19 protein-coding genes are annotated in these 24,509 nt (G+C 49.5%); 11 read left to right on the top strand and 8 right to left on the bottom strand.

Annotation, left to right across the window (positions count from 1 at the left end):
• Positions 1-73 precede the first annotated feature (73 nt).
• On the bottom strand, positions 74-3,316 hold the full coding sequence (locus tag C7T94_RS10110; protein ID WP_239494980.1) for an amidohydrolase family protein: 3,243 nt from the start codon (positions 3,314-3,316) through the stop codon (positions 74-76).
• 68 nt (positions 3,317-3,384) lie between these two features.
• Here C7T94_RS10110 and C7T94_RS10115 point away from each other — a divergent pair, with 68 nt between their 5' ends.
• The 9 genes from C7T94_RS10115 to rplT all read left to right on the top strand — a co-directional run bounded on the left by C7T94_RS10115 (position 3,385) and on the right by rplT (position 12,580).
• A complete protein-coding gene (locus C7T94_RS10115; RefSeq protein WP_107215229.1) occupies positions 3,385-5,277 on the top strand; it encodes a RecQ family ATP-dependent DNA helicase in 1,893 nt (630 codons plus the stop codon).
• Positions 5,278-5,326: 49 nt separating this feature from the next.
• The gene (locus C7T94_RS10120) at positions 5,327-6,034 is read left to right on the top strand and encodes a head GIN domain-containing protein (RefSeq protein WP_107215230.1); all 708 of its coding nucleotides are present in this window, start codon (positions 5,327-5,329) and stop codon (positions 6,032-6,034) included.
• Between the two features lie 106 nt (positions 6,035-6,140).
• A complete protein-coding gene (locus tag C7T94_RS10125) occupies positions 6,141-7,457 on the top strand; it encodes an MFS transporter (RefSeq protein ID WP_107215231.1) in 1,317 nt (438 codons plus the stop codon).
• A gap of 36 nt (positions 7,458-7,493) precedes the next feature.
• A complete protein-coding gene (locus C7T94_RS10130) occupies positions 7,494-8,231 on the top strand; it encodes a (Fe-S)-binding protein (protein ID WP_107215232.1) in 738 nt (245 codons plus the stop codon).
• Positions 8,232-8,334: 103 nt separating this feature from the next.
• On the top strand, positions 8,335-9,198 hold the full coding sequence (locus C7T94_RS10140; RefSeq protein WP_239494981.1) for a hypothetical protein: 864 nt from the start codon (positions 8,335-8,337) through the stop codon (positions 9,196-9,198).
• A 228-nt stretch (positions 9,199-9,426) separates the two neighbouring features.
• The gene (gene thrS / locus C7T94_RS10145) at positions 9,427-11,352 is read left to right on the top strand and encodes a threonine--tRNA ligase (RefSeq protein ID WP_107215235.1); all 1,926 of its coding nucleotides are present in this window, start codon (positions 9,427-9,429) and stop codon (positions 11,350-11,352) included.
• Between the two features lie 10 nt (positions 11,353-11,362).
• Positions 11,363-11,932 (top strand): translation initiation factor IF-3, encoded by a 570-nt coding sequence (gene infC, locus C7T94_RS10150; RefSeq protein WP_107215236.1) that lies wholly within the window; start codon positions 11,363-11,365, stop codon positions 11,930-11,932.
• Positions 11,933-11,958: 26 nt separating this feature from the next.
• Complete coding sequence (rpmI, locus tag C7T94_RS10155; protein ID WP_107215237.1) at positions 11,959-12,159, top strand: 50S ribosomal protein L35; 201 nt, start codon at positions 11,959-11,961, stop codon at positions 12,157-12,159.
• 76 nt (positions 12,160-12,235) lie between these two features.
• Positions 12,236-12,580, top strand: a complete 345-nt coding sequence (gene rplT, locus C7T94_RS10160; RefSeq protein ID WP_107215238.1) for a 50S ribosomal protein L20 — start codon at positions 12,236-12,238, stop codon at positions 12,578-12,580.
• Between the two features lie 250 nt (positions 12,581-12,830).
• On the opposite strand, the gene bioD is transcribed toward rplT, so the two are convergent.
• The 4 genes from bioD to C7T94_RS10180 form a co-directional block, all read right to left on the bottom strand.
• Positions 12,831-13,445 (bottom strand): dethiobiotin synthase, encoded by a 615-nt coding sequence (gene bioD / locus C7T94_RS10165; RefSeq protein ID WP_107215239.1) that lies wholly within the window; start codon positions 13,443-13,445, stop codon positions 12,831-12,833.
• Positions 13,446-13,453: 8 nt separating this feature from the next.
• Entirely contained in the window at positions 13,454-14,581 is a 1,128-nt protein-coding gene (locus tag C7T94_RS10170) for an aminotransferase class I/II-fold pyridoxal phosphate-dependent enzyme (RefSeq protein WP_107215240.1), read from the bottom strand.
• Positions 14,582-14,641: 60 nt separating this feature from the next.
• Positions 14,642-15,082, bottom strand: a complete 441-nt coding sequence (locus tag C7T94_RS10175) for a hypothetical protein (RefSeq protein ID WP_162618646.1) — start codon at positions 15,080-15,082, stop codon at positions 14,642-14,644.
• A gap of 100 nt (positions 15,083-15,182) precedes the next feature.
• The gene (locus C7T94_RS10180; protein ID WP_107215242.1) at positions 15,183-15,959 is read right to left on the bottom strand and encodes an XRE family transcriptional regulator; all 777 of its coding nucleotides are present in this window, start codon (positions 15,957-15,959) and stop codon (positions 15,183-15,185) included.
• Positions 15,960-16,090: 131 nt separating this feature from the next.
• Here C7T94_RS10180 and C7T94_RS10185 point away from each other — a divergent pair, with 131 nt between their 5' ends.
• Entirely contained in the window at positions 16,091-16,441 is a 351-nt protein-coding gene (locus tag C7T94_RS10185) for a GIY-YIG nuclease family protein (RefSeq protein ID WP_107215243.1), read from the top strand.
• A 91-nt stretch (positions 16,442-16,532) separates the two neighbouring features.
• Here the strand turns inward: C7T94_RS10185 and C7T94_RS10190 are convergent, their stop codons facing one another.
• Positions 16,533-19,655 (bottom strand): basic secretory protein-like protein, encoded by a 3,123-nt coding sequence (locus C7T94_RS10190; RefSeq protein ID WP_107215244.1) that lies wholly within the window; start codon positions 19,653-19,655, stop codon positions 16,533-16,535.
• An 86-nt stretch (positions 19,656-19,741) separates the two neighbouring features.
• Positions 19,742-22,198: a transglycosylase domain-containing protein gene (locus C7T94_RS10195; protein WP_107215245.1), complete on the bottom strand. Its 2,457-nt coding sequence runs from the start codon at positions 22,196-22,198 to the stop codon at positions 19,742-19,744.
• Positions 22,199-22,353: 155 nt separating this feature from the next.
• On the opposite strand from C7T94_RS10195, the gene C7T94_RS10200 reads away from it, so the two are divergent.
• Positions 22,354-23,235: a polyphosphate kinase 2 family protein gene (locus C7T94_RS10200; protein ID WP_107215246.1), complete on the top strand. Its 882-nt coding sequence runs from the start codon at positions 22,354-22,356 to the stop codon at positions 23,233-23,235.
• Between the two features lies 1 nt (position 23,236).
• Here the strand turns inward: C7T94_RS10200 and C7T94_RS10205 are convergent, their stop codons facing one another.
• Positions 23,237-24,484, bottom strand: coding sequence for a serine hydrolase (locus C7T94_RS10205; protein WP_107215247.1), 1,248 nt, complete (start codon positions 24,482-24,484; stop codon positions 23,237-23,239).
• Positions 24,485-24,509: the final 25 nt, after the last annotated feature.

The raw sequence follows: 24,509 nt of genomic DNA on the forward strand, positions 1-24,509 counted from the left end.
TACGGCAGATCCTTTTGCTCGGCTGGCTGACAACGAGGGTCGTTCCGGCCGGATAAAAAACGGTGCCGCGCTGCTAGTCGCAATGCGGCACCGTGTATGTCCAGGTTTCGATGTTTCCCTGCGGATACGTCAGCGACACGTTCCTGTCATTCTCAAACCACAGCTTGCCGCGCAGTTTTTCGCGGAGGCCCGTTTCGTTCATGCTCATGCTGTCGTACAGCCGGCCGTTGATCATGACATACTTAATTTTTTCAGAATTTCGGATATCCTCCAGCGGATTGGCATCCATAATGACCAGATCAGCAAGTTTCCCGTTTTCCAGCGAACCAATCTCTTTGTCCATTCCCAGGTAAGCAGCGCCGTTCAGCGTTGCACAGCGCAATGCCTGCATCGGCGTCATGCCGCCCTGAACCAGCATCCAGAGTTCCCAGTGTGCTCCGAGCCCCTGGATCTGGCCGTGAGCGCCGAGGTTAACACGGGTGCCGCCATCGGCCAGCTTTTTTACTGCGCGTGCCACTTCAATATGTCCATAGTCTGCATATTCAGAAGTTGTACGGCGGCGGGCACGGGCGTCAATGATGCCGCGGGGGGTAAAGGCCATCAGGCGTTCGTTTTCCCAGACATTCGTGCGGTCGTACCAGTAATTCTCGCCCCACTGGCTGCCGTAACTGACAATAAGCGTCGGCGTATAGGCTACATTCGTTTTGTTCCAGAACTGCGCTACGTCATTGTAAACAGGCACTACCGGAATGGCGTGTTCAATACCCGTATGCCCGTCGGCAATCATGTTCATATTCGTGAAGAACGTGGAGCCGCCTTCAGGAACCACTTCCATCTTCAACTGTCTGGCCGCTTCCAGTATTTGCTGACGCTGTTCGCGCCTTGGCTGGTTGTAGGATTTCACAGAGAAAGCACCGACTGCCTTGAGCCGCCTAAGGTTAGAAAGCGCATCATCCAGGCTGTTGATGGTGACCTTGAAATCGCCATCTGCTCCATATAAAATAGAACCGGTCGAGTAGAGCCGGGGCCCGATCATGCGTCCCGTCTTCAACATCTCGCTCTGGCTGAACACCATCTCTGTATTGCTCGACGGATCATGCGCCGTCGTTACGCCGAAGGCAAGGTTGGCCAGGTACGACCAGTCGGTCTGCGGCGAAATGCCGTCAGGGCTGGTTCGCAAATGGGCGTGAACATCTATCATTCCGGGCATGATGGTCTTCCCGGTTACGTCGATTATTTTTGTCTTCTCCGGTATCTTGACATCGGCCGTTTTGCCCAACTGCCTGATGCGGTTATTTTCAATGAGTATGGTTCCGTCTTCAATAACCTGTTCGCCTTTCATTGTAACCAGCCGTGCGCCTTTAAGGGCAATCAGGCCGGTAGGCAGATCTGCCTTCAGCTTCAGGCCGAGGTCGAGGCCTGTGGTGTCAATGGGTGCCGCAGCGGTCTGCCCGCCATCAGCAAAACTGAAGGTTTTGGCCAGCTCCCTGCTGAAATATTTCGGACCAAGCGTCCACATCAGTTTCTTGCTGTCTCCGCTCCAGTGAATATAACTGCCTCCATCTTTCGTTACCCGGCTAACGGGGATACTTTTGTTGCCCGAAGAGAGGTCGAGTGCGCTGCCAATGGTGACCAGCGGTGTAACGTAGACGTTAAAGAACTCGGTAAAGGCCAGCCACCGACCATCAGGGCTAGGCAAAAATTGTGTCGTGTAGCTTGAGGTATAGTGTGTGCGTTCGTCGGCACCGTGAAGGTCAATGCTTTTCAGCGCTTTTTTGCCATCGCTATATCCCTGAAAATAAATGCGCGTATCTTCTGCATTGAACTGCGGCCGGATACCTGACTCGCTTACCAGTTGCGCGGCGCCTCCGTTTGCTGAGGCCAGGAAAATGCCCGTGTTGCGTCCATGGCTCAGACCGAGCGTTTCATTGCCCACACCTTTTCTGAACACAATGCGGTCGCCCCTGGTACTGTAGCGCGGAGAATAGTAATACCCCTTTTCTTCCGTCAGGGCAGTAACCTTTCCGGTGCGCAGATCGGCCTTCTTGATCGCTCCTTTAAGTTCATCACTCCAGCTTGCGTACACGATCGATTTGCCGTCAGGACTGAATGCGGGTTCAAACTCGAACTCGGTCGACCTGGTGAGCCGTTCGGGATTGCCATTTGGTAATTCTTTTTTATACAGGTAACCTGCAGCGTTAAATACAACGGTTTTCCCGTCGGGCGAAGTAACAAGCTGGCGGATCATTTTAACGTCTACATCTTCCTCGAAAACCTGCTGTGGAAAGTGGAGCGCCTGTTGCACAGTTTGCACACAGTTGGCGCTGAAAGGAATTTCCTGCACCTGGAAGCCATTCATGCTGCTTTTCCTGATCTTCCCTTTTGCATAGAATATAAGACTCTTTGAGTCGGGCGACCAGGCAAAATTCGGGTACACGCCAAAGATCGCCCAGGTTTCCTGCTGGTCGCGCGACAGCTCATCATAAACCTGCCATTCCTCGCCTGTGCTGATGTTTTGTACAAACAGCACCGATTTTAACCTGACCCGCCTGACGTAGGCGATCATTTTGCCGTCGGGCGAAACCTGAGGCCTGGCCGCGCCGCCCTGGACGTTGATAAAATCGCGCAGTTTGCCTGTCTTCAGATCAAGGCGCCTGATCGCATAGATGGTTCCGTTCGGGTCCCTGCTGTATTCAAAGTTGGGGCCAGGGCTCACATCTTCGCTGAAGTAGAGATAACGCCCGTCAGGCGAAATATTTGGTTCGCCGGCATCCTGCTGGTCGTTTTTTCTTTTGGTTAGCTGCACCCCGTCGCCACCAAAAATGCTGTACATCCACATTTCTCCGGCACCCAGCGAACGGCTCGCCGTAAAATGTTTGCGTGCAACGATATACTGGCTGTTGGGCATCCAGGTCGCGTTATTCAGCAGCCTGAAGGTTTCTTTTGTGACCTGTTTTTTGCTGCCGCCATCGCGATCCATGATCCAGATGTTATCGGCACCGCTTTTATCACTCGTATAGGAGATGTATTTGCCATCGGGGCTGAAGCGCGGCTGCACATCCCATGCCGGCCCGCCGCTAAGCAAACGTGCCGTCCCGCCGGCAGCAGGCATCACATAAATATCGCCCAGCAGGTCGAAGACAACCTCATTCCCATCCGGGCTTACATCCAGGTTCATCCAGGTTCCCTCGTTCGTATTGATGGTGATACTTTTTGTCGATCCTTTATATTTCTCAACATCCCATCCCGGTTTAACCTGGGCTGATGTGAAGAACGGCAATACAAGAAGGATGCATGAAAGTACTTTTCTGATCATATCTGGGTTTTAAGCAGCGCAATTTAGCAATATCAGCACGTTTTTTTTAGTTTTGGTGTTCCCGTTTTATGTCAGAAACCGAAGTTTTACAAAAGTACTGGGGGCACCAGGCGTTCCGTCCGCTGCAGCAGGAGATTATTGCCTCTGTTCTGGCCGGCAATGATACGCTGGCGCTGCTGCCCACCGGTGGTGGCAAATCTGTCTGTTTCCAGGTTCCGGCCCTGATGCGGCCGGGCATTTGTATCGTGGTTTCACCGCTCGTGGCCCTGATGAAAGACCAGGTCGAAAATCTGAAGTCGCGTGGGATAGAAGCGGTTGCCATTTATGCCGGCATGGGTAAACGTGAGATTGACATTCTGCTTGATAACTGCATTTATGGCAACATCCGCTTTTTATACCTCTCACCTGAAAGACTGCTTTCTGAACTGGTCCGGATCCGGATCTCGTATATGAACGTCAACCTCATTGCTGTAGATGAAGCCCATTGTGTTTCCCAATGGGGATACGATTTCAGGCCTTCTTACCTGGAAGTGAAAGCCCTGCGCGAGTTTGCCCCGCAAGCGCCTGTGCTTGCGCTCACGGCAACGGCAACCGATGCCGTACGTGCCGACATGATAGGCAAACTCGAACTAAAAGCGCCAAACATTTTCGTTAAAAGTTTTTCAAGGAGTAACCTCAGTTATGTGGTTGCGGATGACGAAGACAAACACCGGAAACTGCTGAGCGTGGTCCGAAACCTTCGCGGCAGCGGCCTGGTTTATGTTCGAAACCGGCGTGAAACAACTGAGGTAGCCTCGTTTTTGCAACGTAACGGCATTGCGAGCGACTTTTATCACGCCGGATTGGAAAAGGACGTTCGTTTCGCGAAGCAGGCGGCCTGGAAAAGCGGCAGCATACGTGTAATGGCCTGCACAAATGCTTTCGGTATGGGCATTGACAAGGCTGATGTTCGTTTTGTGGTGCACTGGGACCTCCCCGAAAGCCTCGAGGCGTATTACCAGGAAGCAGGCCGGGCAGGCCGGGACGAAAAACGGGCCTACGCCGTTCTTTTCGGCGGCAAGGCGGAACAGCGTATGCTTGAGGCCAGGTTTCGTGACCATTTCCCCACACCCGACGAGGTAAAACAGGTGTACCATCAATTGGGCAACTTTTACCAGCTTGCTTATGGGGCGGGAGAGGGACTGAACCTCGCTTTCGACCTCAGCGACTTTTGCCGGCGATTCGGACTGAACCCCAATAAGACCCTTCAGGCACTTAAATTTCTTGAACATGACGGCTACCTCGTGCTTTCTGACCGGATTTACAATCCATCGCGCGTCATATTTCTGACCGGGCATGAGGAACTGTACCGGTTCCAGATCGAGAACCGCCAGTATGATTCGCTGATCAAGGTTATCTTGCGAAGTTACGGCGGCAGTTTTGATCAGTACGTTGGCATCAGCGAGTCAGAAATCGCAAAACGTACAGGCCATTCTTACAACGAGATCGTCGCGGCGCTGCGGCACCTTGACAAAATTGAGCTGCTGCACTACCTGCCGCAAACAGATGATCCCCAGCTTACCTTTTTACGCCCGAGAACCGACCTGCTGCATTTCGACCTGGACGTGGTTTACCTGAACTGGCGGCAAGGTGTGCAGCGCGAACAGATCCGTGCTGTAACCGGCTACGTTACCACAGCGGCCTGCCGGAGCCAGCAGCTGCTGCATTATTTTGGCGAACGCAGCAGGGAAACCTGCGGAAACTGTGATGTCTGCCTGGCTGAAAGGCGGAAAGCAAGGGCAGAGCAACTCGACGACCAGATTGATTTTGAGATACTCGGGGCTCTGCAGCAGGAGCGGTTCAGTATAGATGAGCTGATGCAGGTGCTTAAAACCGGCTCAGACCCAGAGCGGCTCACCCGCATCAGGGAATTGCTGGACGCAGGAAAAATCAAAACAGACGGCAATAACTACTATCTGTAATTCCTGCCAACATAAGCTTTATTGGTTTGTTTGAAACAAAACGATACTTATGAAAAGAATACTTCCCCTCATACCATTGCTGCTTATCGCCATGACTGCTTGTAACAGGGATTGCCTGGAGGGCAACGGCAACCGGATTAACAAAGATATAAGCCTTCCTGATTTTAACAGCATCAAGATCAAAGGTCCCGTAACAGTAAACCTGATCCAGGACAGCACGCATAAATTAAAAATTACGGCAGACGAAAACGTCATGGAGCATGTAAAAGCCGAGGTGAATGGCCGCAAACTCAGCATTCGCCTGAACCGCGAATTGTGCAGTACAGGGCGGGTGGCCGTTTACATCGGGGTCTCGGCGCTTTCTTCTGTAGAGGCAGAAGGCCCGGTGCAGCTCAGCAACGAGGGAACACTGCAACTTAAAGATATTGAACTTCAATTCAGTGGCACGGTCTCATCGACATTAAAACTTAACGCGGGCGAAGTGAAAACAAGAATGGAGGGCGATGGTAAGCTCAGCTTTACCGGCCAGGCGGGGACGCACGATATCCGCATGAACGGCTCATCGGAACTTCTTGCCTACGACTTCGTTGTGGGGCGGTACAAAATACAAAGTGAAGGTGTGGCGAAAAGTAATATCAATGTGCTGAATGAACTTAAAGTGAATACTTCGGGCGCGAGTGAGATTTATTATAAAGGAAGTCCGGCAAAAGTAGATGAAAAAAAATCCGGCAGCGCGAAAATGGAACGTGTGTTATAAACAAGCGCTGCAGGTTCAGCAATGCGGTGATCCCCGCGGCGGCGCACATGTTGTTGTATGCCGACTTTAGTTTTTTTATTTACTTTAGGGGCTATTATCGCCATCAATGACAGAAAAAAACGACAAAAGAATGATCCGGTCATGGGCATTCTTCGACTGGGCAAATTCTGCCTACAATCTCGTAATCACTTCGACCATCTTTCCTGCCTATTACGCCGCCATCACTTCAGATAAGAATCCTGACACGGTTGATTATGTGTTTTTTATGGGACGTAAGTTCATCAATTCGACGCTGTACAGTTATGCCATGGCCGTGGCCTTCCTGGTTATTGCCATAGCTTCGCCGGTCCTTTCGTCGGTTGCCGACAGCCGCGGAAATAAGAAGGTCTTCATGAAAATGTTCACCTATCTTGGTGGTATTGCCTGCTGCGGTCTCTATTTTTTTGAAGCAGAAACCCTGCAGCTAAGCGTTGTGCTGTTCGTACTGGCTGCAATCGGATTCTGGGGAAGCCTCGTCTTTTACAATTCATACCTGCCTGAGATTGCTACGCCGGACCGGCAGGATAACGTAAGCGCAAAAGGTTTTACGTATGGGTATATAGGAAGTGTTATTCTGCAGATCATCTGTTTTGTTTTCGTCTTTTTTCCCGGTGCGTTCGGCTTATCGGGCGAGGGACAAGCCTCCAGGCTGTCTTTTCTGCTGGTTGGCCTCTGGTGGATGGGTTTTGCACAGATTCCGTTCAAAGCACTACCAAAAGGGAGTCCGAATTTTAACCGCGCTGACAAAAATGTCATGACCAGCGGCTTTAAAGAACTGCAGAAAGTCTGGACTGAGGTCAAACGAATGGCGCATCTGAAAAGATTTTTATTTGCCTTCTTCTTTTATTCTATGGGCGTGCAAACGGTCATGCTCATGGCAACGATCTTTGGCGAAAAAGAACTGGAGTTATCTACCACCAAGCTGATCGGCACGATTCTTCTGCTACAGCTTGTAGCCATTCCGGGTGCATTGCTGATGTCTTACCTTTCGAAACGATTCCTGGGAAATCTGCGCGTGCTGATCGGCGTGATCATCATCTGGATCGGCTGCTGCCTGGCCGCCTATTTCGTACGCACCGAATACCAGTTTTATGCCCTTGCTGCAGTGGTCGGGCTCATTATGGGCGGCATCCAGGCCCTTTCGCGCTCCACCTATTCGAAATACCTGCCGCAAGACAGCCCCGACCATACGTCTTACTTCAGTTTCTACGATGTGGCAGAAAAAGTGGCGCTTGTGCTTGGCATGTTCAGTTTTGGTTACATAGAAGAATTTACAGGCAGCATGCGCAATTCAACGCTGGCACTGGCGTTATTTTTTGTAGCAGGACTGATATTTTTGCTCACGCTGCGCAAACATGAGCCGCAAAGTGTTGCAAAAGTTTAACTTTGCCTGCAATACTATCAAACTTACTTATACAAGATGACCGTTGAACTCTTTATACCCTGCTTTGTAGACCAGTTGCACCCGCAGACCGCTTTCAGCACGGTCAAACTGATCGAGAAAGCCGGATATAAGGTGCAATATAACTCCCGGCAAACGTGTTGCGGGCAGCCTGCCTACAATGCCGGCTACTGGGAGGAAGCCAAAGAGATCGGTACAAAATTTCTTGCCGATTTCTCTGATCAGAATTACATCGTGGCGCCTTCGGCCTCCTGTGTGGGTATGGTTAAAGGCGGCTACAACGACCTGTTTACAAATACCACCGTTCATAACAAGTGCCGCACGCTGCAGTCGAACATCATGGAACTTTCTGACTTCCTCGTAAACATTGCGCGTAAAGATTACTTTGGCGCCGAGCTGGAGGGCAGAGCAGTATACCATGATTCTTGCAGCGCGTTGCGCGAATGCCGCATCAAAGATGAACCCCGGTTATTGCTTTCAAAAGTACATGGCCTTGAACTGGTCGAAATGAACGATACCGACGCCTGCTGCGGTTTTGGCGGAACCTTTGCTGTAAAATTTGCCTCCATATCATCGGCCATGGCAGAACAGAAGGTGCGCAATGCGCTCGACCAGCAGGCCGATTACATCATCTCAACCGATCATTCCTGCCTGCTTCATCTGCAGGGTTATATCGATCAGCACCAGCTTCCAATCAAAACCATACACATTGCAGATGTGCTGGCCAATGGCTGGCTGGAAAGCACTGAATATTAAGCCTCTCTGTAACGATTTGGCGATTTAACAAAATTTAACGGGCGCGGCGCGGCCGTCTTGGTATTTTTGTGGCTCGGGCCGTCATTTGCGGCCCAGTGCAATCATGAAAAAACTACTTATCGCGCTTCTCTGTTCCGTAACCCTTTTCCAGGCCGCGCAGGCACAGCAAAAAAAATCGGGTGCTATCCAGTTTCAGTCTGTTTTTGATCCGGCGGCTATGGCTTCGGCGAATGGCATACAACTGTCTGATGAACAGAAAGCCCGCATGCCGCAGAAGCAAACCACCGACTTTGAACTGCTTTTTACGCCGGCCCAGGCAAGTTACATGCCAGTGGAGGAAATGGAAGACAGCAACGGCAGCGGTGGCGGTAACCGGGGTTTTGGCGGTATGATGATGCGTTTTGGCGGCATGGGTGGCAACAAAAGTTACTATTATGATTTTGCCGGGAAAAAATTAACGGAGGTCTTCGACCTGAGCGATACAACCTATTTTATGGAAAGCAAACTGGGCGTTGCACCACAAATGCCAGCGTTTAGCGGCGGCGGAAACGCGAACCGGCCGGCAATGACCCCGCCTGTCGTTGAAACAGTGAAGTCTGATGAGACGAAGAAAATTCTCGGCTTTACCTGTAACAAGTACACCATCAAGACCACCCGCAAGATGAACCTGATGGGGCAGGAGAGCAACGTAACCAGCGAAACGCATGTCTGGTACACGAAAGAGCTTGGCTTCGATTTTTCACCGAACCCTGCCATCTGGCAAGAAGGTGCGGTTCTGGCCATTGAAAGCCGCGGCAACACCATCACTGCTAAAAGCATTGAATACAGGCGTGTTGCAGAGCGCGATGTAGCCTTGCCAAAAAAAGGCATCAGCATCACCCCCGAGGCTTACCGTGCCAAGATGGAAAGTAACATGCGGCGGCTCAGGAACGGCGGGCGCCCAACCATACGCATGCAAACCAATTGATCTGCTGAGCCGGCGCGCCCCGGTCACAGCAATAAGTACCTATCGTGAAGCAGCCCTGGTGGCTGCTTCGCTGGTTTAAGGCCAGCTGCTTCCCGGAGCAGCTGCTTTTATTTCCAAAGACTATTGAGGCTGCGCAGCTTACGCAGAATTTTTTTAATTTCGCCGGAAACATGATCACATGGTAGGTGATCGGCATATTTTTTTTATAAACATAAATCATAGTTGTAGATGATTAACATTACACTGCCTGACGGTTCTGTACGTCAGTTTGAAAAGGGCGTCTCTGCCCACGAAATTGCCCTCTCTATTTCTGAAGGTCTTGCGCGGAATGTGCTCGCTGCCGAGGTAAACGGAGAAGTATGGGACTCATCGCGTCCCATCGAAGCAGATGCGACTGTCAGACTGCTGACCTGGAACGACCAGGAAGGAAAAAATACGTTCTGGCACTCCTCCGCACACCTGATGGCCGAGGCCCTGGAAGCCCTGTATCCGGGTACCAAATTCGGGATCGGACCGGCCATTGAAACCGGCTTTTATTATGATGTCGATTTTGGTGACCGGGAATTCTCATCCGAAGACTTCAAAGCCATTGAGGCGAAGATGATTGAGCTGGCCAGGCAAAAATCGCCTTTCACAAGAAAAGCGGTCAGCAAGGCCGATGCCGTTACTTATTTTACAGAAAAGGGCGATGAATATAAACTTGACCTGATTGACGGGCTGGAAGACGGCCGCATTACTTTTTATACGCAGGGCGAATTTACCGATCTTTGCCGGGGGCCGCATATTCCGAATACCGGTTTTATTAAAGCTGTTAAACTGATGAACGTTGCCGGTGCCTACTGGCGCGGCGATGAGACCAGGAAACAGTTGACCAGGATCTACGGTGTTACTTTTCCGAAGGCAAGCGAGCTTACCGAGTATCTGCAAATGATTGAGGAAGCAAAGAAACGCGACCACCGCAAACTGGGTAAGGAGCTTGAACTGTTCACGTTTTCTGAAAAGGTTGGTATGGGCCTGCCACTCTGGCTGCCTAAAGGCGCCGCATTGCGCGAGCGCCTGGTCAGTTTCCTGACCAAGGCACAGCAGAAAGCAGGGTATGAGCAGGTCATCACGCCGCACATTGGCCATAAGAACCTGTACATCACTTCAGGACACTATGAAAAATACGGTAAGGATTCGTTTCAGCCGATCAAAACACCGCAGGAGGGAGAGGAGTTTTTCCTTAAACCGATGAACTGTCCGCACCATTGCGAGATTTACCGGTCTAAACCGCGGTCGTACAAAGACCTTCCTGTTCGTTTTGCTGAATTCGGTACGGTTTACCGGTACGAGCAAAGCGGGGAATTGCATGGCTTGACGCGGGTACGCGGCTTTACCCAGGACGATGCCCACCTTTTCTGTATGCCTGACCAGGTAAAAGATGAATTTAAAAAAGTGATCGACCTGGTATTGTATGTATTTAAATCACTTGGCTTTGATAACTATGTGGCGCAGGTATCCCTGCGCGATCCGGACAACAAGACCAAATACATCGGTAGTGACGAGAACTGGCAACTGGCAGAAAGTGCAATTATTGAAGCAGCGGCCGAGAAAGGCTTGCAAACGGTTATCGAGTACGGTGAGGCGGCGTTTTATGGGCCAAAACTCGACTTCATGGTCAGAGACGCCCTGGGTAGAAAATGGCAGCTGGGTACAATCCAGGTAGATTACAACCTGCCCGAGCGTTTCGAACTGGAGTACACCGGCAGCGACAACCAGAAACACCGGCCGGTCATGATACACCGGGCGCCGTTTGGTTCACTGGAAAGATTTGTGGCCGTTCTGATCGAACACTGTGCAGGCAATTTCCCGCTATGGCTTACACCCGAGCAGTTTATCATTTTGCCGATCTCTGAAAAGTATGAAGATTATGCAAAAAAAGTTTTAGATAACTTAAATAATTCCGATATTCGCGGGCTGATTGACTTTAGGGATGAAAAGATCGGACGGAAAATCCGTGACGCTGAGGTCAAAAAGATTCCTTATATGCTGATTATTGGCGAAAAGGAGATGAATGAAGGAAAGGTCTCTGTTCGAAAACATGGAGAAGGAGACCTTGGTGAAATGACGATGGCGGAGTTTAACAGTTTATTAATTAAAGAAATAACCGTTTAAGCGTAAAAGTTTGGCATTAGGTAGACCAGGTTTTAACAGGGGGCCGCGACCTCCTTTTAAGAAAAAAGAAGCAGAACACAACATCAACCAATTTATAAAGGCGCCTGAAGTTCGCCTGGTCGGTGACAATGTGGAGCCCGGTGTTTATCCATTATCAAAAGCCATGGCACTTGCCGATGGCCTCGAACTGGACCTCGTTGAAATTTCACCGAATGCGGTGCCGCCGGTATGTAAGATCGTCGATTACAGCAAGTTCGTCTACGAGCAGAAGAAGAAGCAAAAGGAGATCAAAGCCAATGCAAAACAGACCGTGATCAAAGAGATCCGGTTCGGACCAAATACCAGCGATCACGATTTTCAGTTTAAACTGAAGCACGCGATCAGTTTCCTGGAGAATGGCGAGAAAGTACGTGCATATGTGCATTTTAAAGGAAGGGCCATCGTGTATAAAGAACACGGCGAGATCCTGCTTCTGAAATTTGCCCAGGCGCTGGAAGAAGTCGGCAAGGTCGAGCTGCTTCCGAAACTGGAGGGAAAGCGGATGTTTTTAACCGTCGCACCGAAGGTTGCCAAAAAATAAATTGAAATTTATATAAAAACAGAGTTATGCCAAAAATGAAAACCAATTCCAGTGCTAAAAAGCGGTTCACGCTTACTGGAACAGGTAAAATCGCGAGAAAGAATGCATACAAAAGCCACATCCTGACAAAGATGTCGACTAAACGTAAGCGCAATCTGGGTCACACCAGTATGGTACACGACGCAGATATGGGCAACGTAAAACGTATGCTTTGCATCGGAAAGTAAATTCATTCATTAACCAGGTATCCGGTAGTAAGTTTGCTGAAAAACGCAACGCCGCCTACCAAAACACATCAACAACATGCCACGTTCGGTAAACGCAGTAGCTTCGAGAAGAAGAAGAAAAAAAATCCTTAAACTAGCCAGAGGCTATTGGGGGTCAAGAAGCAAGGTATACACCATTGCTAAAAACACGGTAGAAAAAGGTTTACAATATGCTTACCGCGACCGGAAAGTTAAGAAAAGATCTTTCCGCGCTCTTTGGATACAGCGTATCAACGCCGGTGCCCGTCAGCACGGAATTTCATATTCACAATTGATTGGAAAACTTGCCGCGAAAGAGATCGGCCTGAACCGTAAAGTTCTTGCTGACCTGGCGATGAACAACCCAGAGGCGTTCAAAGCAGTGATCGACGCAGTAAAGTAGCATACGAAACTGGTTACTCCAGAAAAAACGGGAGGGCAATTTGCCTTCCCGTTTTTGTTTGTAATAAATTTCAAATCAGCTGTTTATCGCTGTTACTGAGATGCCAAAAAAAAATATCTGAACTTTTTTTACCTGGTTTAAAACCATTTATAACCGGGCTTGTTATTATCATACTTCATAAAAATAGTTTGTTTGGTTTTAAGGGAATTCGCGAGGAATTCCCTTTCTCATTTAAGCCCCTTTTTCTGCCTCAGGTAAGGTTGATCTTTTCTGCCATTGCCCTGACAACCTCCTGATTGATCTTGTCCAGTTCGGGGATTTCCCCTAGTAATTCCATGCCGGTATACTGCAGGATGTATCTCCGGCTTTCGGCATTTTCAGCACCGTTAAATATAATGCCCTTCAATGGAAGTCCTGCCTGTTTCACCATGTACCAGCTCAGGAGCGTGTGGTTAATGCTGCCCAGGTAGTCGCGGCTGACCAGGATAACCGGCAGCCCAAGCTGAGCCATCAGGTCAGAAACCAGGAAGCGCTCATTAAGTGGTACCATCAGTCCGCCGGCGCCCTCCACAATCAGGTCGTTGCCGGTTTCAGGAAGTTTAAGCAGTTCCGGCTTGATGGTGATTCCGTCCAGGCTGGCTGATGCATGGGGAGACAAGGGATTGTTCAGGCGGTAGCCTTCATCATGGATGCGGGTTCTGTCGTTGCTGATCAGTGCGGCCACGCTCATGCTGTCGCTGGCATGCAAATCGCCAGATTGAACCGGTTTCCAGTAATCTGCCCCCAGTTTTTCTGTAAGGATGGCACTGACCAGCGTTTTACCAACGCCCGTGCCAATGCCCGATATAAAGTAAGCTTGTCGCATGTTAAGTTTTATTTGAAAATGTTGCTGAGCGTATTGACCAGCGTGGTGATCTCGGCCTCTGTATTGAAAGTGTGCAGGCAGATGCGAAGCCGCTCTGAACCAGCGGCTACGGTAGGCGAGCGGATCGCCCGGACGTCAAAACCGGCGCTCTGAATTGCGCATGCTGCTGATGCTGCGTTTTTATTGCCCGGGCAGCTCAATGAGCGGATAGCCCCGCCGCCGCCGGGATTTGGCAATGACGCCTCGGTACATAGCTGATCGAAAAGAGTAGTCTTTTGTCGCAGCCGGGCCTGGTAATCGGCCGCTGCCAGCTCCTGGTAGGCTGCAAAAATACTGGTCACCGCATGCGGCGGCGCAGCAGTTGTATAGATAAATGAACGGGCAAAATTTACCAGGTAATCATGAAGTAAATTATTGCCGCATATGGCGGCACCATGCGTGCCCATGGCCTTGCCATATGTGTAAACGCAGGCCAGGACCTGCTCCTGAAGGCCAAGTTCGGCAACCAGTCCCCGGCCTTGTTTGCCCAGTACCCCAATGGCATGGGCTTCATCTACAATGAGCCCTGCGCCGTAGCGGCGGCAAAGTGCTGCAATATCGGCGAGCGGTGCAGTATCGCCATCCATAGAATAAATGCTTTCTATAACCACGTAACAATTTCCGCGGGCTTGCCTCAGACGCGCTTCGAGCGCCATTGGCTCATTGTGCGCAAAACGTTGTCGCGTGGCCAGGCTTAGCCGGGCGCCGTCAATGAGACTGGCATGGATCAGTTCGTCGGTGATGACGGTGTCTCCTCGCTGCAGCAAGGATGACAACAGGCCCAGGTTGGCGTCGTAGCCTGAGTTGAACAGTAAGGCCCGTTCAAAACCATGAAAACTGGCAATGGTGGCTTCGGTCTCTTCTGTCCATGCGTGATTTCCGCTAAGCAGCCGTGAGCCACCCGAGCCATTCAGATACGGCCCAAAGTGCGGGGCGAGCGCTGAGGCCCGTTTGTATATAGCGTCGTTTCTTGCAAAGCCCAGGTAATCGTTCGAGCAAAAATCGTAAAGTGGATTGCCGCTTTTTAGCTGGCGCAATAGGCCCGCTTCCCGGCGGCTGTTCAACTTCGATTCGATGAACCTTTGAATGTCGGTCATGGTGCTCAAAAATAGAAAAAGCGTTGTGATTCGCAACGCTTTTTCTATGCCTGTATGTTACTAACGAGGAGCCGGTGGGGTCACAGTCTCAACGCCCTTATGTTTTTTTCTGGCCTTATCGCTTTCAGACTTTGGCCGAATCTGGCGGCGCTGTGCGGTTCGCAGGCTATCGAATTTTGTCTGTTGTTCCTGGCTTAAAACGCTGTTCATTTTATCCCGACTTGCTTTCATGGCTGCTTTTCTCGCTTCCATCGTGGCAGACTGGCCTGTCTGCCGGCGCATACCTTCAAATGTTTTTACACGCTCCAGTTCAATGTCGTACACTTTTTTCTGCTGTTCGGCAGTAAGTGCCAGTTTTTCTGTGAGCATGGCGGTTGCGTTTTTCGCGCGCTGCTCAGCGGTGCCTTTGGCCTTATGGAGCCTGGTTCGGGTGCTATCTTGCGCATAGCTTGCAGTAAAAGCAAATACAGCGATCACTGCGGTAAGAATTAACTTTTTCATCTGTTCTGAATTTGTGTTTAGCGGCACTTTGCCTGCGCCAGCCTGATCAGATAGAGTACGCCGGGCCAAAAGAGTTTAACAGGGCAGCTGTTAAAATTTGTTAATTCTTGTTAAGCTGTGAGATCGATTTCTGCATTTGCGACATCATGCTGGTCAGGGTTTCTATGGTCGGTTCAGGTGCTGGTTCAGGCAAAGCTGTTGAAATATAGGCCTTCGCTTTCCATATTTCAAGTATGTCGTCGGCAGCGATCTGGTACGGATCGTACAGTTTATTATCTGATATAAGTTTGAGGTCTTTGTTTTCTCGGAACCTGTTGCCGGCCCGTTTGTACACAACACCTTCTGTTTTACTGACTACGACATATGTCTCGCCCGCTTTGACATCGTTCCAATTGTCCAGGTATTCGCCGATGATGATGCTTCCAGGCTGCACCGGCAGCATGCTGTCGCCCATGATCTCAAAAGCACGGAAGGTACCTTGCCGCAACGCAGGGATCGGAAGCTGAAACCGCGGCATCTGGCTGAGGTACTCAGGATCGGCATACCCGTTCAGATAACCGGCGCTGGCCTTTACCGGAACCAGTTCGATGTTTTCTTTTTCATCCTGGTCAACAGATATACTCAGGATACGCAGGTTGGAACCCGAGCTTTTGGGTTTCGGTTTCCAGGAATCTGTAATGCGCTCATTGATAAACTCATCGATTGTCAGGTCGAAATACTCTGCTATTTTTTTTAGCAGTTCATATTTAGGCTCGGCACGATCTTCCTCATAGGCGCCGATAAGTGATCTTTTAATCTCCATAATATCAGCAAATTGCTGCTGCGTGTGGCCTTTTTTCTTCCTGAGGTATTTGAGATTCGCTGCGATGTTGGACATAAAAATAAATTTTAAAAAATTTGGTAATACTAAAATAATTAGTAATTTTATGCCAATAAAGTTAGTAATATTTCCTGACAATCCAAGAAATAATACCAAACACATTAGGTAACCTTATTATCAATTGCATCATGAAAAATTTTGTGTACATCGTAACCGACCGGAACAGGAACAGCCTTCATGTGGGCATGAGTGCCGACCTGATCAAGACACTCGAGTTTTACAAACAAATGCCAAATTTATTTTTTGACAGCAGCCAGCAATTGAGTAGATTGGTTTACTTTGAAGAATTCAGAACAGAAGAGCAGGCTTTGAGCCGGTTTAAACTGATCAGCCGTTTTACACGGTCGCAGAAGGAAAAAATGATTCGTTCCTGCAATCCTGACTGGATCGACCTGACAATCGGCCTTGATTTTGAAAATGTCGTCATGCAAAAAAAGCTTGATACCCAGGTCAAGATGTCTTTTATCGGCATGTCTTAAAGATACCCTACATGATCCCTGTTTAAAACGAAGGCCCATGCAGCAATGCATGAGCCTTTTTTTATGTAGTTTAAAGGAAGAACCTTTTCTTTTACCAGCCCGGCGCGAAGGTCAGACCAAATACACCAGGGGTGCTCAGGTCGGTGCGCGTAAATGGAAAGGCATAATAGGGTTCAATCACAAAATAACCGAATACGTTTACCCGGGCTGAAATACCAGCACTCAGGGCGGGTACGCGTTTAGCAGGCAGTCCGCGCGGCGTTACTGCTGTTCCGGGATCGCGCTCGAATGAAATCTCCGAATCTTCGTCCCACGCTAGGCCGGCATCAAAAAACAGGTTCAAATCGCTGAACAGGAATTTTGAAGGAATGGCAGATAGTTTTTTAGGACCGGTAAACGGAAGGCGCACTTCGAAATTGAATACAGCGATTTTGCTGCCTGATAACTGGTTAATGTTGAAGTTGCCCGAGTTACCGGAGTTGTTCCGGTAAAATGAGTTGGCCTCATAACCGCGAATCAGGTATGGGTAACCGAGAAACAGGGGATACAGAAAGTCTCCTTCGCGACCAAGGCGCCCGTAATTGTAGCTGCGAACCGCAAGCGTAACAGGCTTGATGCGCCAGTACTTGCGCAAGTCGATGGTTACGCCGGTAAATGAATAATCACCAAAATATTTCTCAGCACCAACCCGGTACCGGAAACCGTCCAGCGGCGCCGCAAGCCCGAATATGGAATTGTCGCCTACAAAAGCCGTGTTGAGCTGGAAAATGGTAAAGGCATTAAAGGGAACACCCAGGTCCTGAGCGGCCTGTTCGTTCGGAACCCGGGCACGATTTGCCCCGATATAGTAACCATATGAGTCGTAATAGTTGCTGTACCTGTCTATCCGGTAGCTGTAATGCGAAAAAGCACCACCAAGTTCAAACCGATGTACTTTGCTGAAGGGGTAAGCGCCAAAAACCTGTACCTGTTCTTCGAAGGTCCGGATGATGTCGGTTCGCAGATTCATGACTTCGATCTGGCTGCCATTGTTGCCCGGTAAGGTCTCCGGCCCGATGCTGCTGAAACCTGATACATAGGGAATGTGCGAAACGGCAACACCCCAATTGATGCGGCTTTTCTGGTTAATGTAACCAACCAGACCGCCAAAATCGTAAATCTCGCCGTTTACCGAAAGGTTGGCAATGATCTGGTTTACACCCAGAATATCACTGAACATACCCACTATGCCCCCTTGTACACCAGTTCCGAAGCGGCTGGTGGATACGCCGACTCCACTGTTGGCCAGGTAGTCCAGCCTGAATTTTGGCCGGTATTGTACCAGCCGCATGGAATCCTGGGTGGTCCGTTCAAAACGGTTAAAGTTGTTCAGGTTAGAATTGATGATGTTTACGCCCAGATTTTCCATTGGCGGAAGCACCGCCGCATCGAAGTTGACAGCGTTTGTTTCTACCTTTTGTGCCCTGAATGCGCTGGCCTGTGCATTATAGAGTGTATAACGCTGGTAGCGGTAATAACTGTAGACAATGTCGTCGTTCCGCGATATGGAAATAGCCGGAGAAAACTCAGTAATGCCGCTAATGCCGGTGAAATAGTCGGTCAGCTGCACCACATCCTGACCCGCCAAATTATACCGGTACAGGTTGCGGAAACCATCGCGGTTTGAAAGGAAAAAAATGCTGCGACTGTCTGCCGAGAAAACAGCATTCAGGTTGTTGGCACCCTTAAACACGTCAATGTTGCGTACAGTCTTGTCTGCGAGGTTGTAAATGCTCAGGTTAATCGGATTGACTGCAGCGTTGTTTCCGCCCTCGATCGCAGCCCGGTCAGACGAAAACACCAGCATCGTTCCGTCGGGGGAGAAGCTGGGCGCATAGTCAGAGAAAGCATCATCTGTAAGCTGCGTAACCTTTTTAGTGTCGAAGTTATAAGAGAAAATATCGCTCTGGCCTTCTTTCATGCCTGAGAAGGCGATGTCTTTCCCGTTCGGAGACCAGGTCAGGTTGCCAAATTGTTCTACATCTTCCATATGGGTACGCAGCAACTGGCGGCCATTGTTGACATCAACTACGATCAGCTGATTTCGTCCTTTACTGAACACGCTGAATGCAAACTTTTTGCTGTCGGGCGACCAGGTACCCGCCGATTCTATAAAGTTAAAATCGTCGATATGGCTGTTGTCTACCTGGCTGGTCAGTTTTCTGATGATGCGGCCCGTTTTCGCATCGGCCAGGAAAAGATCAATGCCGAACAGATCCTTTTCAGACATAAAAGCGAGGTATTTGCCGTCGGGGCTTACCGCGGGCGCAACGTTCATGTTGCCGGCGTTTTTGTTGTCGACGATCTTTGTGCCTATCAGGCGGATCTGTGAGCTGTCACCCTTCAGCATGGGCCGGTAATGCTGTTCAATGGCATTTTTCCATAGCCCCGAAAGCGTCTTGTCATCGTAGCCGAATGTATAGCGGATCGCGTTTTCATAACCATACTTGGCCGTATTCTTAAACAAAGGGACAATGGTCGTATCACCGTATTGCGAACCGATATACGTCCAGAATGCCTGGCCGTAACGATACGGAAAATATTTATTGGAAGTGGTCAGGTCTTTCAAGGATGGAATGTCGCGGTTTAACATTGCATCGCGCATCCACATAGACGTAAAGGCATCACTTTTCCCGATAGAGAGGTATTCGGCCATACCTTCGATCATCCAGAGCGGAGTTTCGCCGATGTTCTGCAGAGGAATCGAGTCTCGCTCAAGCAATACATGATATTGAAAGGCGTGAACAAGTTCATGGCCCAGCACGTGGCGCGTTTGGCTGTTCAGTTCCATAACCGGCATGATCACCCGATTTTTCAGTGCCTCGGTAACACCGCCGGTACCAACGCCAATTTCGCCCTGCAATGCTGTGGTTTGCTGGAAATCAGGGTGATTTGCATAGAGAATGATTGGGTTTTTCTTAAAAAATGTATCCCGGAAAACCTCCTGATGCATTTTATACCAGGTTTCTGCGTCTTGCGCAAATTTCTGTACCAGTTTCTCGTTCTTCAGGTAATAGTAAATCTCGAAGTGCGGTGTCTGCAGCACCTTAAAATCCGGATTTTTGTACCGCACCTTGTTTTGCCCGAAGTATTGGGCCCGGGTAACCGATGCCGTGCAAAGCAGCAGCAGCAGAATTGGTACAATCCTTTTTATTAGCGTAAGGTTTTTGGTCATATCGCTGTTATTTGGAAGTCTGTGTATATACGTTAATTTATATATGCCGGTTGTTGCCTGTATGACACCGCCCGCGTTTCAAATGTTTAGCCTTCACCGTTTTTGCGTTTTTCACGCTCTTCCTGGCGCTGCCGGCGTTTCTGCTCGCGCTCCTCTTTTTTATTGGCAGGAGCTACAAGCTTTGCCGGTTCTGCCGGCTGCTGGTCGGCTGGCTTACGCTCCTCGACTTTCTGGCCTTCGGGCTGAGCCTGCGGTTGCGGGACGGGTTCGCTGTCGGTAACAGAGTCTGTAGCCAGCGAGTCTGCGAGCACGGTATCGGCTGCAGTTGTGTCTTCTACGATCCTCGGACTCGGGCAAATATAAGTGCGTTCAATCTTACCCTTTGGTTTCGGGAACGGCCCGTATGTGTAACCACTGTTTGGATCCTGGTAAACCTTTTCCATAAACTTGGCAAAGATGGGCAGTGCAGTTCGTGAACCTTCGCCTTGTTCACCGTTTTTAAAGTGCGCGGTGCGTTCATCGCAGCCTACCCATACGCCGGTAACTAGGTCTTTGGTGATGCCCATGTACCACGCATCTACATAATCGGAGGAGGTGCCGGTCTTGCCGCCGATTTGGTTGTTCTTTTTCCAGAGGTCCCATTCCCACAGCGCCTGCGAGGTTCCGCCGGGCTCTTCCATACCACCTCTGAACATGTAAAGCATGAGCCATGAAATTTCGTCGGTCAGCACTTTTTTGGTTTTTGCCTTAAATTCTTCAATCACATTGCCCTCGCTGTCGGCGATTTTTTCAACCAGGATCGGGTCTGTCCGCTCGCCGTTTGCCAGGAAAGTTCCATATGCCCGCACCATTTCAAATACCGAAACGTCGTTTGAGCCAAGGCTTACCGAAGGCACTGATTCCAGGCGACTGTCTATTCCGCAGTCTTTTGCCCAGCGCACCACGTTGTCCCAGCCAACCTGTTCGGTTACCTGCGCGGTGATGGTGTTGACCGATTTGGCCATTGCCCAGCGCAGTGACATTTCCCGGTAGGTAATGTTCCAGTCCGAATTTTTTGGTTCCCAGACCTTTTGCTGGCCGTTTTCCACATATGGTATACTGACCGGTTTGTCTGTGAACTTATCGCAGGGGCTCATGCCGTCTTCAAGTGCAGCCAGGTAAGCGAAAGGTTTGAAGGTCGAACCGGCCTGGCGTTTTGCCTGATTCACGTGATCGTATTTGAAGTACTTATGGTTAATGCCGCCCACCCAGACTTTGATCTTGCCTGAAAACGGATCCAGGGTCATCATGCCGGTATTCATCATTTTGCCGTAATAGCGAATGGAGTCCATCGTCGAGAACAGGGTGTCGCGTTCACCTTTCCACGAGAACACACGCATTTTTTTCTTGCGGTTAAAATATGCTTCAACAGAATCGGGGTTGTTAGGGAACTTTTTCTCAAGCAGTGCGTAAATGGGCAGGTTCTTTTTTGCGCGGCTCGGGTAGTCTACCTTGTTGCCTTCAGAGTCATACCAGGGATCTTCATTTCCCCAGACACTGTAAAACCGGCGCTGCAGGGTTTTCATCTGCTCGCCAACGGCTTCTTCAGCATACTTCTGCAACCTGGAATCAATCGTTGTATAAATCTTCAGTCCGTCTTCGTACAGGTCGTAACCGTTGTCGGTACACCACTTGTCCAGGTAACGGGCAACAGCCGAGCGCAGGTAGGAGTCGCCCTCGCTGCCATCGTCCAGGCGGCCTTCGCGCAGGGTGAGAGGCAGTTTTTTATATGCAGAGGCCTGGGCCGCGGTGATGTACCCATATTTTTCCATTTGTCCTAAGGCAACATTTCGCCGCTCGAGCGCTTTATCTGGCTTTTTGCGTGGATTGTATAAGGTCGTACCTTTCAGCATGCCAACTATCAGGGCCGCTTCCGGTACATTCAATTCTTTCGTGTCTTTATCAAAATATGCCCTGCCCGCCGTTTTGATGCCATAGGCATTGTTTCCGAACGAGACGGTATTCAGATACATCGTAATGATATCATTCTTGCTGTAGTTCGATTCCAACTTCATGGCCGTCATCCATTCTTTCAGTTTGTAAATAACGGTTCGTACCAAGGGAATGTATTTTACAACACCCTGTGATTTGTTGTAACGGGTACGGTAAAGATTCTTAGCCAGCTGCTGCGTAATTGTACTTGCACCACGTTTATCGCCTGTGGCCGTAGATATGCCACTGCTCAGCACCGAACGGAGGTCGATGCCCCAGTGGCTGTAAAACCGTGCGTCTTCTGTAGCAACAAGTGCATTGACCACAGCAGGGGAAATCTGTTCAAAATCTACCGGTGTACGGTTTTCTTTGAAATACCTCCCGATCAGTTTACCATCTGCAGTGTACAATTCAGAGGAGACCCGCAGGCTAGGCAGCTTGATGTCCTGTTTGCGGGGTGAATATCCGAATAGCCACAGAAAGTTGATTTGAAGCGCGCAGAAAAATAAAATGATAAAGTAAACAGTGATCGTGAAGTAGCGTAGATATTTATTTCGGATTTCCCTGAACATGCCGTAAATATGGTAAAAAAGGTAAACGTTTCTTTGTTAAAATGTGTTAAAACCAGTATGCAAATTAACAGATTTAATTTACTTAATTTTCAGCGTATCTTTAAATTTCGGTTGCCCGGCCGGGGGCGACTGTTTCTCCACTAACCGCTTACCTGATGAAAGAACCTTTCCTGTATTACCAGGTCAAAAACCACAAAAACGCCGATCCGTCGCGTTTCGATACATCCGCACCAGAAGGCTTTAATAAAAAGACCGCTGCGCTGCTGCTCGCGGAAAGCAAACTGCGCCTGGCCGACTACCAGGAACGGCTTTACGCAGGCCGGGAACGGGCATTGCTCATTATCTTTCAGGCGATGGATGCAGCGGGTAAAGACAGCGCCGTTAAACACGTCATGTCGGGCATGAACCCCCAGGGTACTACCGTTCGCAGCTTCAAACAGCCGAGCGCTGTAGAATATGATCACGATTTTCTGTGGCGGCATGTGCTTGCCCTGCCCGAACGCGGACAAATTGGTATACACAACCGCTCGCATTACGAGAGTGTACTCGTGTGTAAGGTTCACCCCGAACTTGTTCTGAAAGAGAACCTTCCCGGCATAAAAACGACCGGCGATGTCAATAAGGCATTCTGGAAAGCCCGGTATGCACAGATCAGAAATTTCGAACAGCACCTGCACGAAAACGGCACAACCGTGCTCAAGTTTTTCCTGAACGTATCGCCCGAAGTGCAGAAAGAGCGGCTCCTGGAGCGGATCGAAGACCCCACGAAAAACTGGAAGTTTGCTGCCGGCGATATCGAGGAGCGCAGGCATTGGTCAGATTACATGAAAGCCTACCGGGCTGCGCTTGCCGAGACTTCTACGCCAGACTGTCCCTGGTACATGATCCCTGCAGATAAAAAATGGTTTGCCCGCCTGGCCATCAGTTATATTCTCGAAGAAACGCTTAAAAAAATGGATCCCAGGTTTCCGGTGCTTCCTGAAAGTGATCAAGCGGGCTTGGCGTCCAGCCGCAACGCATTACTCAGCGAGAAATAAATTACTGATATGAAAAACGCAGTTGTTCCAGATTTGCGGGCTGCGCTTTCTTTCGCGTGAGTTCCTCTTCGTAGATGCTGCGGCCAAGGTTTTTCATAAACGGATAACATACCGTTTCATACTCGTACTTGTTATCGTTATAAATTCCGTCTTCGTTAGACTGAACCACTGCAGTGAGCAGAAACTCCACCTGATTCTTGAAATCAACGAAATAGGCGTTATCAATAATATAGCCGTAAGAGTCGCCATACTTGTTAAAAATGCGGATGTGCGGCTCGATCACGGCATTTTTATCGCGACCGTAATAAATCATTTTGGCATAGGCCGGCCAGAACTCTGTTGGGTTATAGGCAGGAAGATCGCTTTCTGTGGGCAGTTTACTCATGTAGGTGTAAATGAGTTTGTAGTCCTCTTCACTTAGCCGGAACCGCTCTTTAGCAGGATAATGGGATGGAAACATCAATCGTTTCATTAGGGACTGCTGGTCTGCAATGGAAAAAGCATTTTTTCCGGCCAGACTGAAAGGCTTGTTCACCAGCCGGTCTGCACTGTCCAAATATCCTCTTCCCATGAGCGTATGACTCAGTTTCAGTGGGTATTCTTTGGGATCATATTGGGGGGGCTGTGTATAAACTAGTTTTCCATCGTTTAAGAAACGGATGGCATTGGTATGTTTCGACGGTTCGCCGGTGTCGCCAATGGCCAGCCGGTTCAGGATCCTGGAATGCAGCAGTCCATAGTGTTTTAACTTTTCATTAATCTCGGCGCGGCCAATAAATTCATACAGGCGGTTAAACGCGTCATTGTCACTGGTCAGCAAAATCTTTTTGATGTAATGTTCAACCGATGGCAGGCCACTGCCCGCTGTCTCATCTTTCAGCACAGCCGTTTGTCCGGCAAAAGAGCTGTCGGTAAGCATGGTGCTTTTGGCGGTCAGTCCCGTTTTTTTCAGCGCGTTGACTTTTTCAAGTGCAAAAATGCAGGCGGCAAGTTTTACCGTGCTTGCCGGGTAAAAATAGTGTTCAGGATCCAGGTTGTAGGAAAAGGAAGTAAACTTGGGCCGGTTCCGGGCATCGCGGTCAATGCGGGTGTAGAGGACCTGTACCTCGTTCTTTCCAGGGTGGTTTAGTATCCCTGAAAAAAGTGCGGGTTTCGATTCAAATAGGGTTCTAAGGTAACTGGTGTCGGGTTTCTGAGCCATGCTGCAGACAGTTGTCAGGCAAAAAAGAATAAGCAGGTTTTTTTTCATTCCGGGTTATACGAATGGAATCGGA

The sequence above is a fragment of the Pedobacter yulinensis genome, from assembly GCF_003029735.1.
Classification (GTDB): Bacteria; Bacteroidota; Bacteroidia; order Sphingobacteriales; family Sphingobacteriaceae; genus Pedobacter; species Pedobacter yulinensis.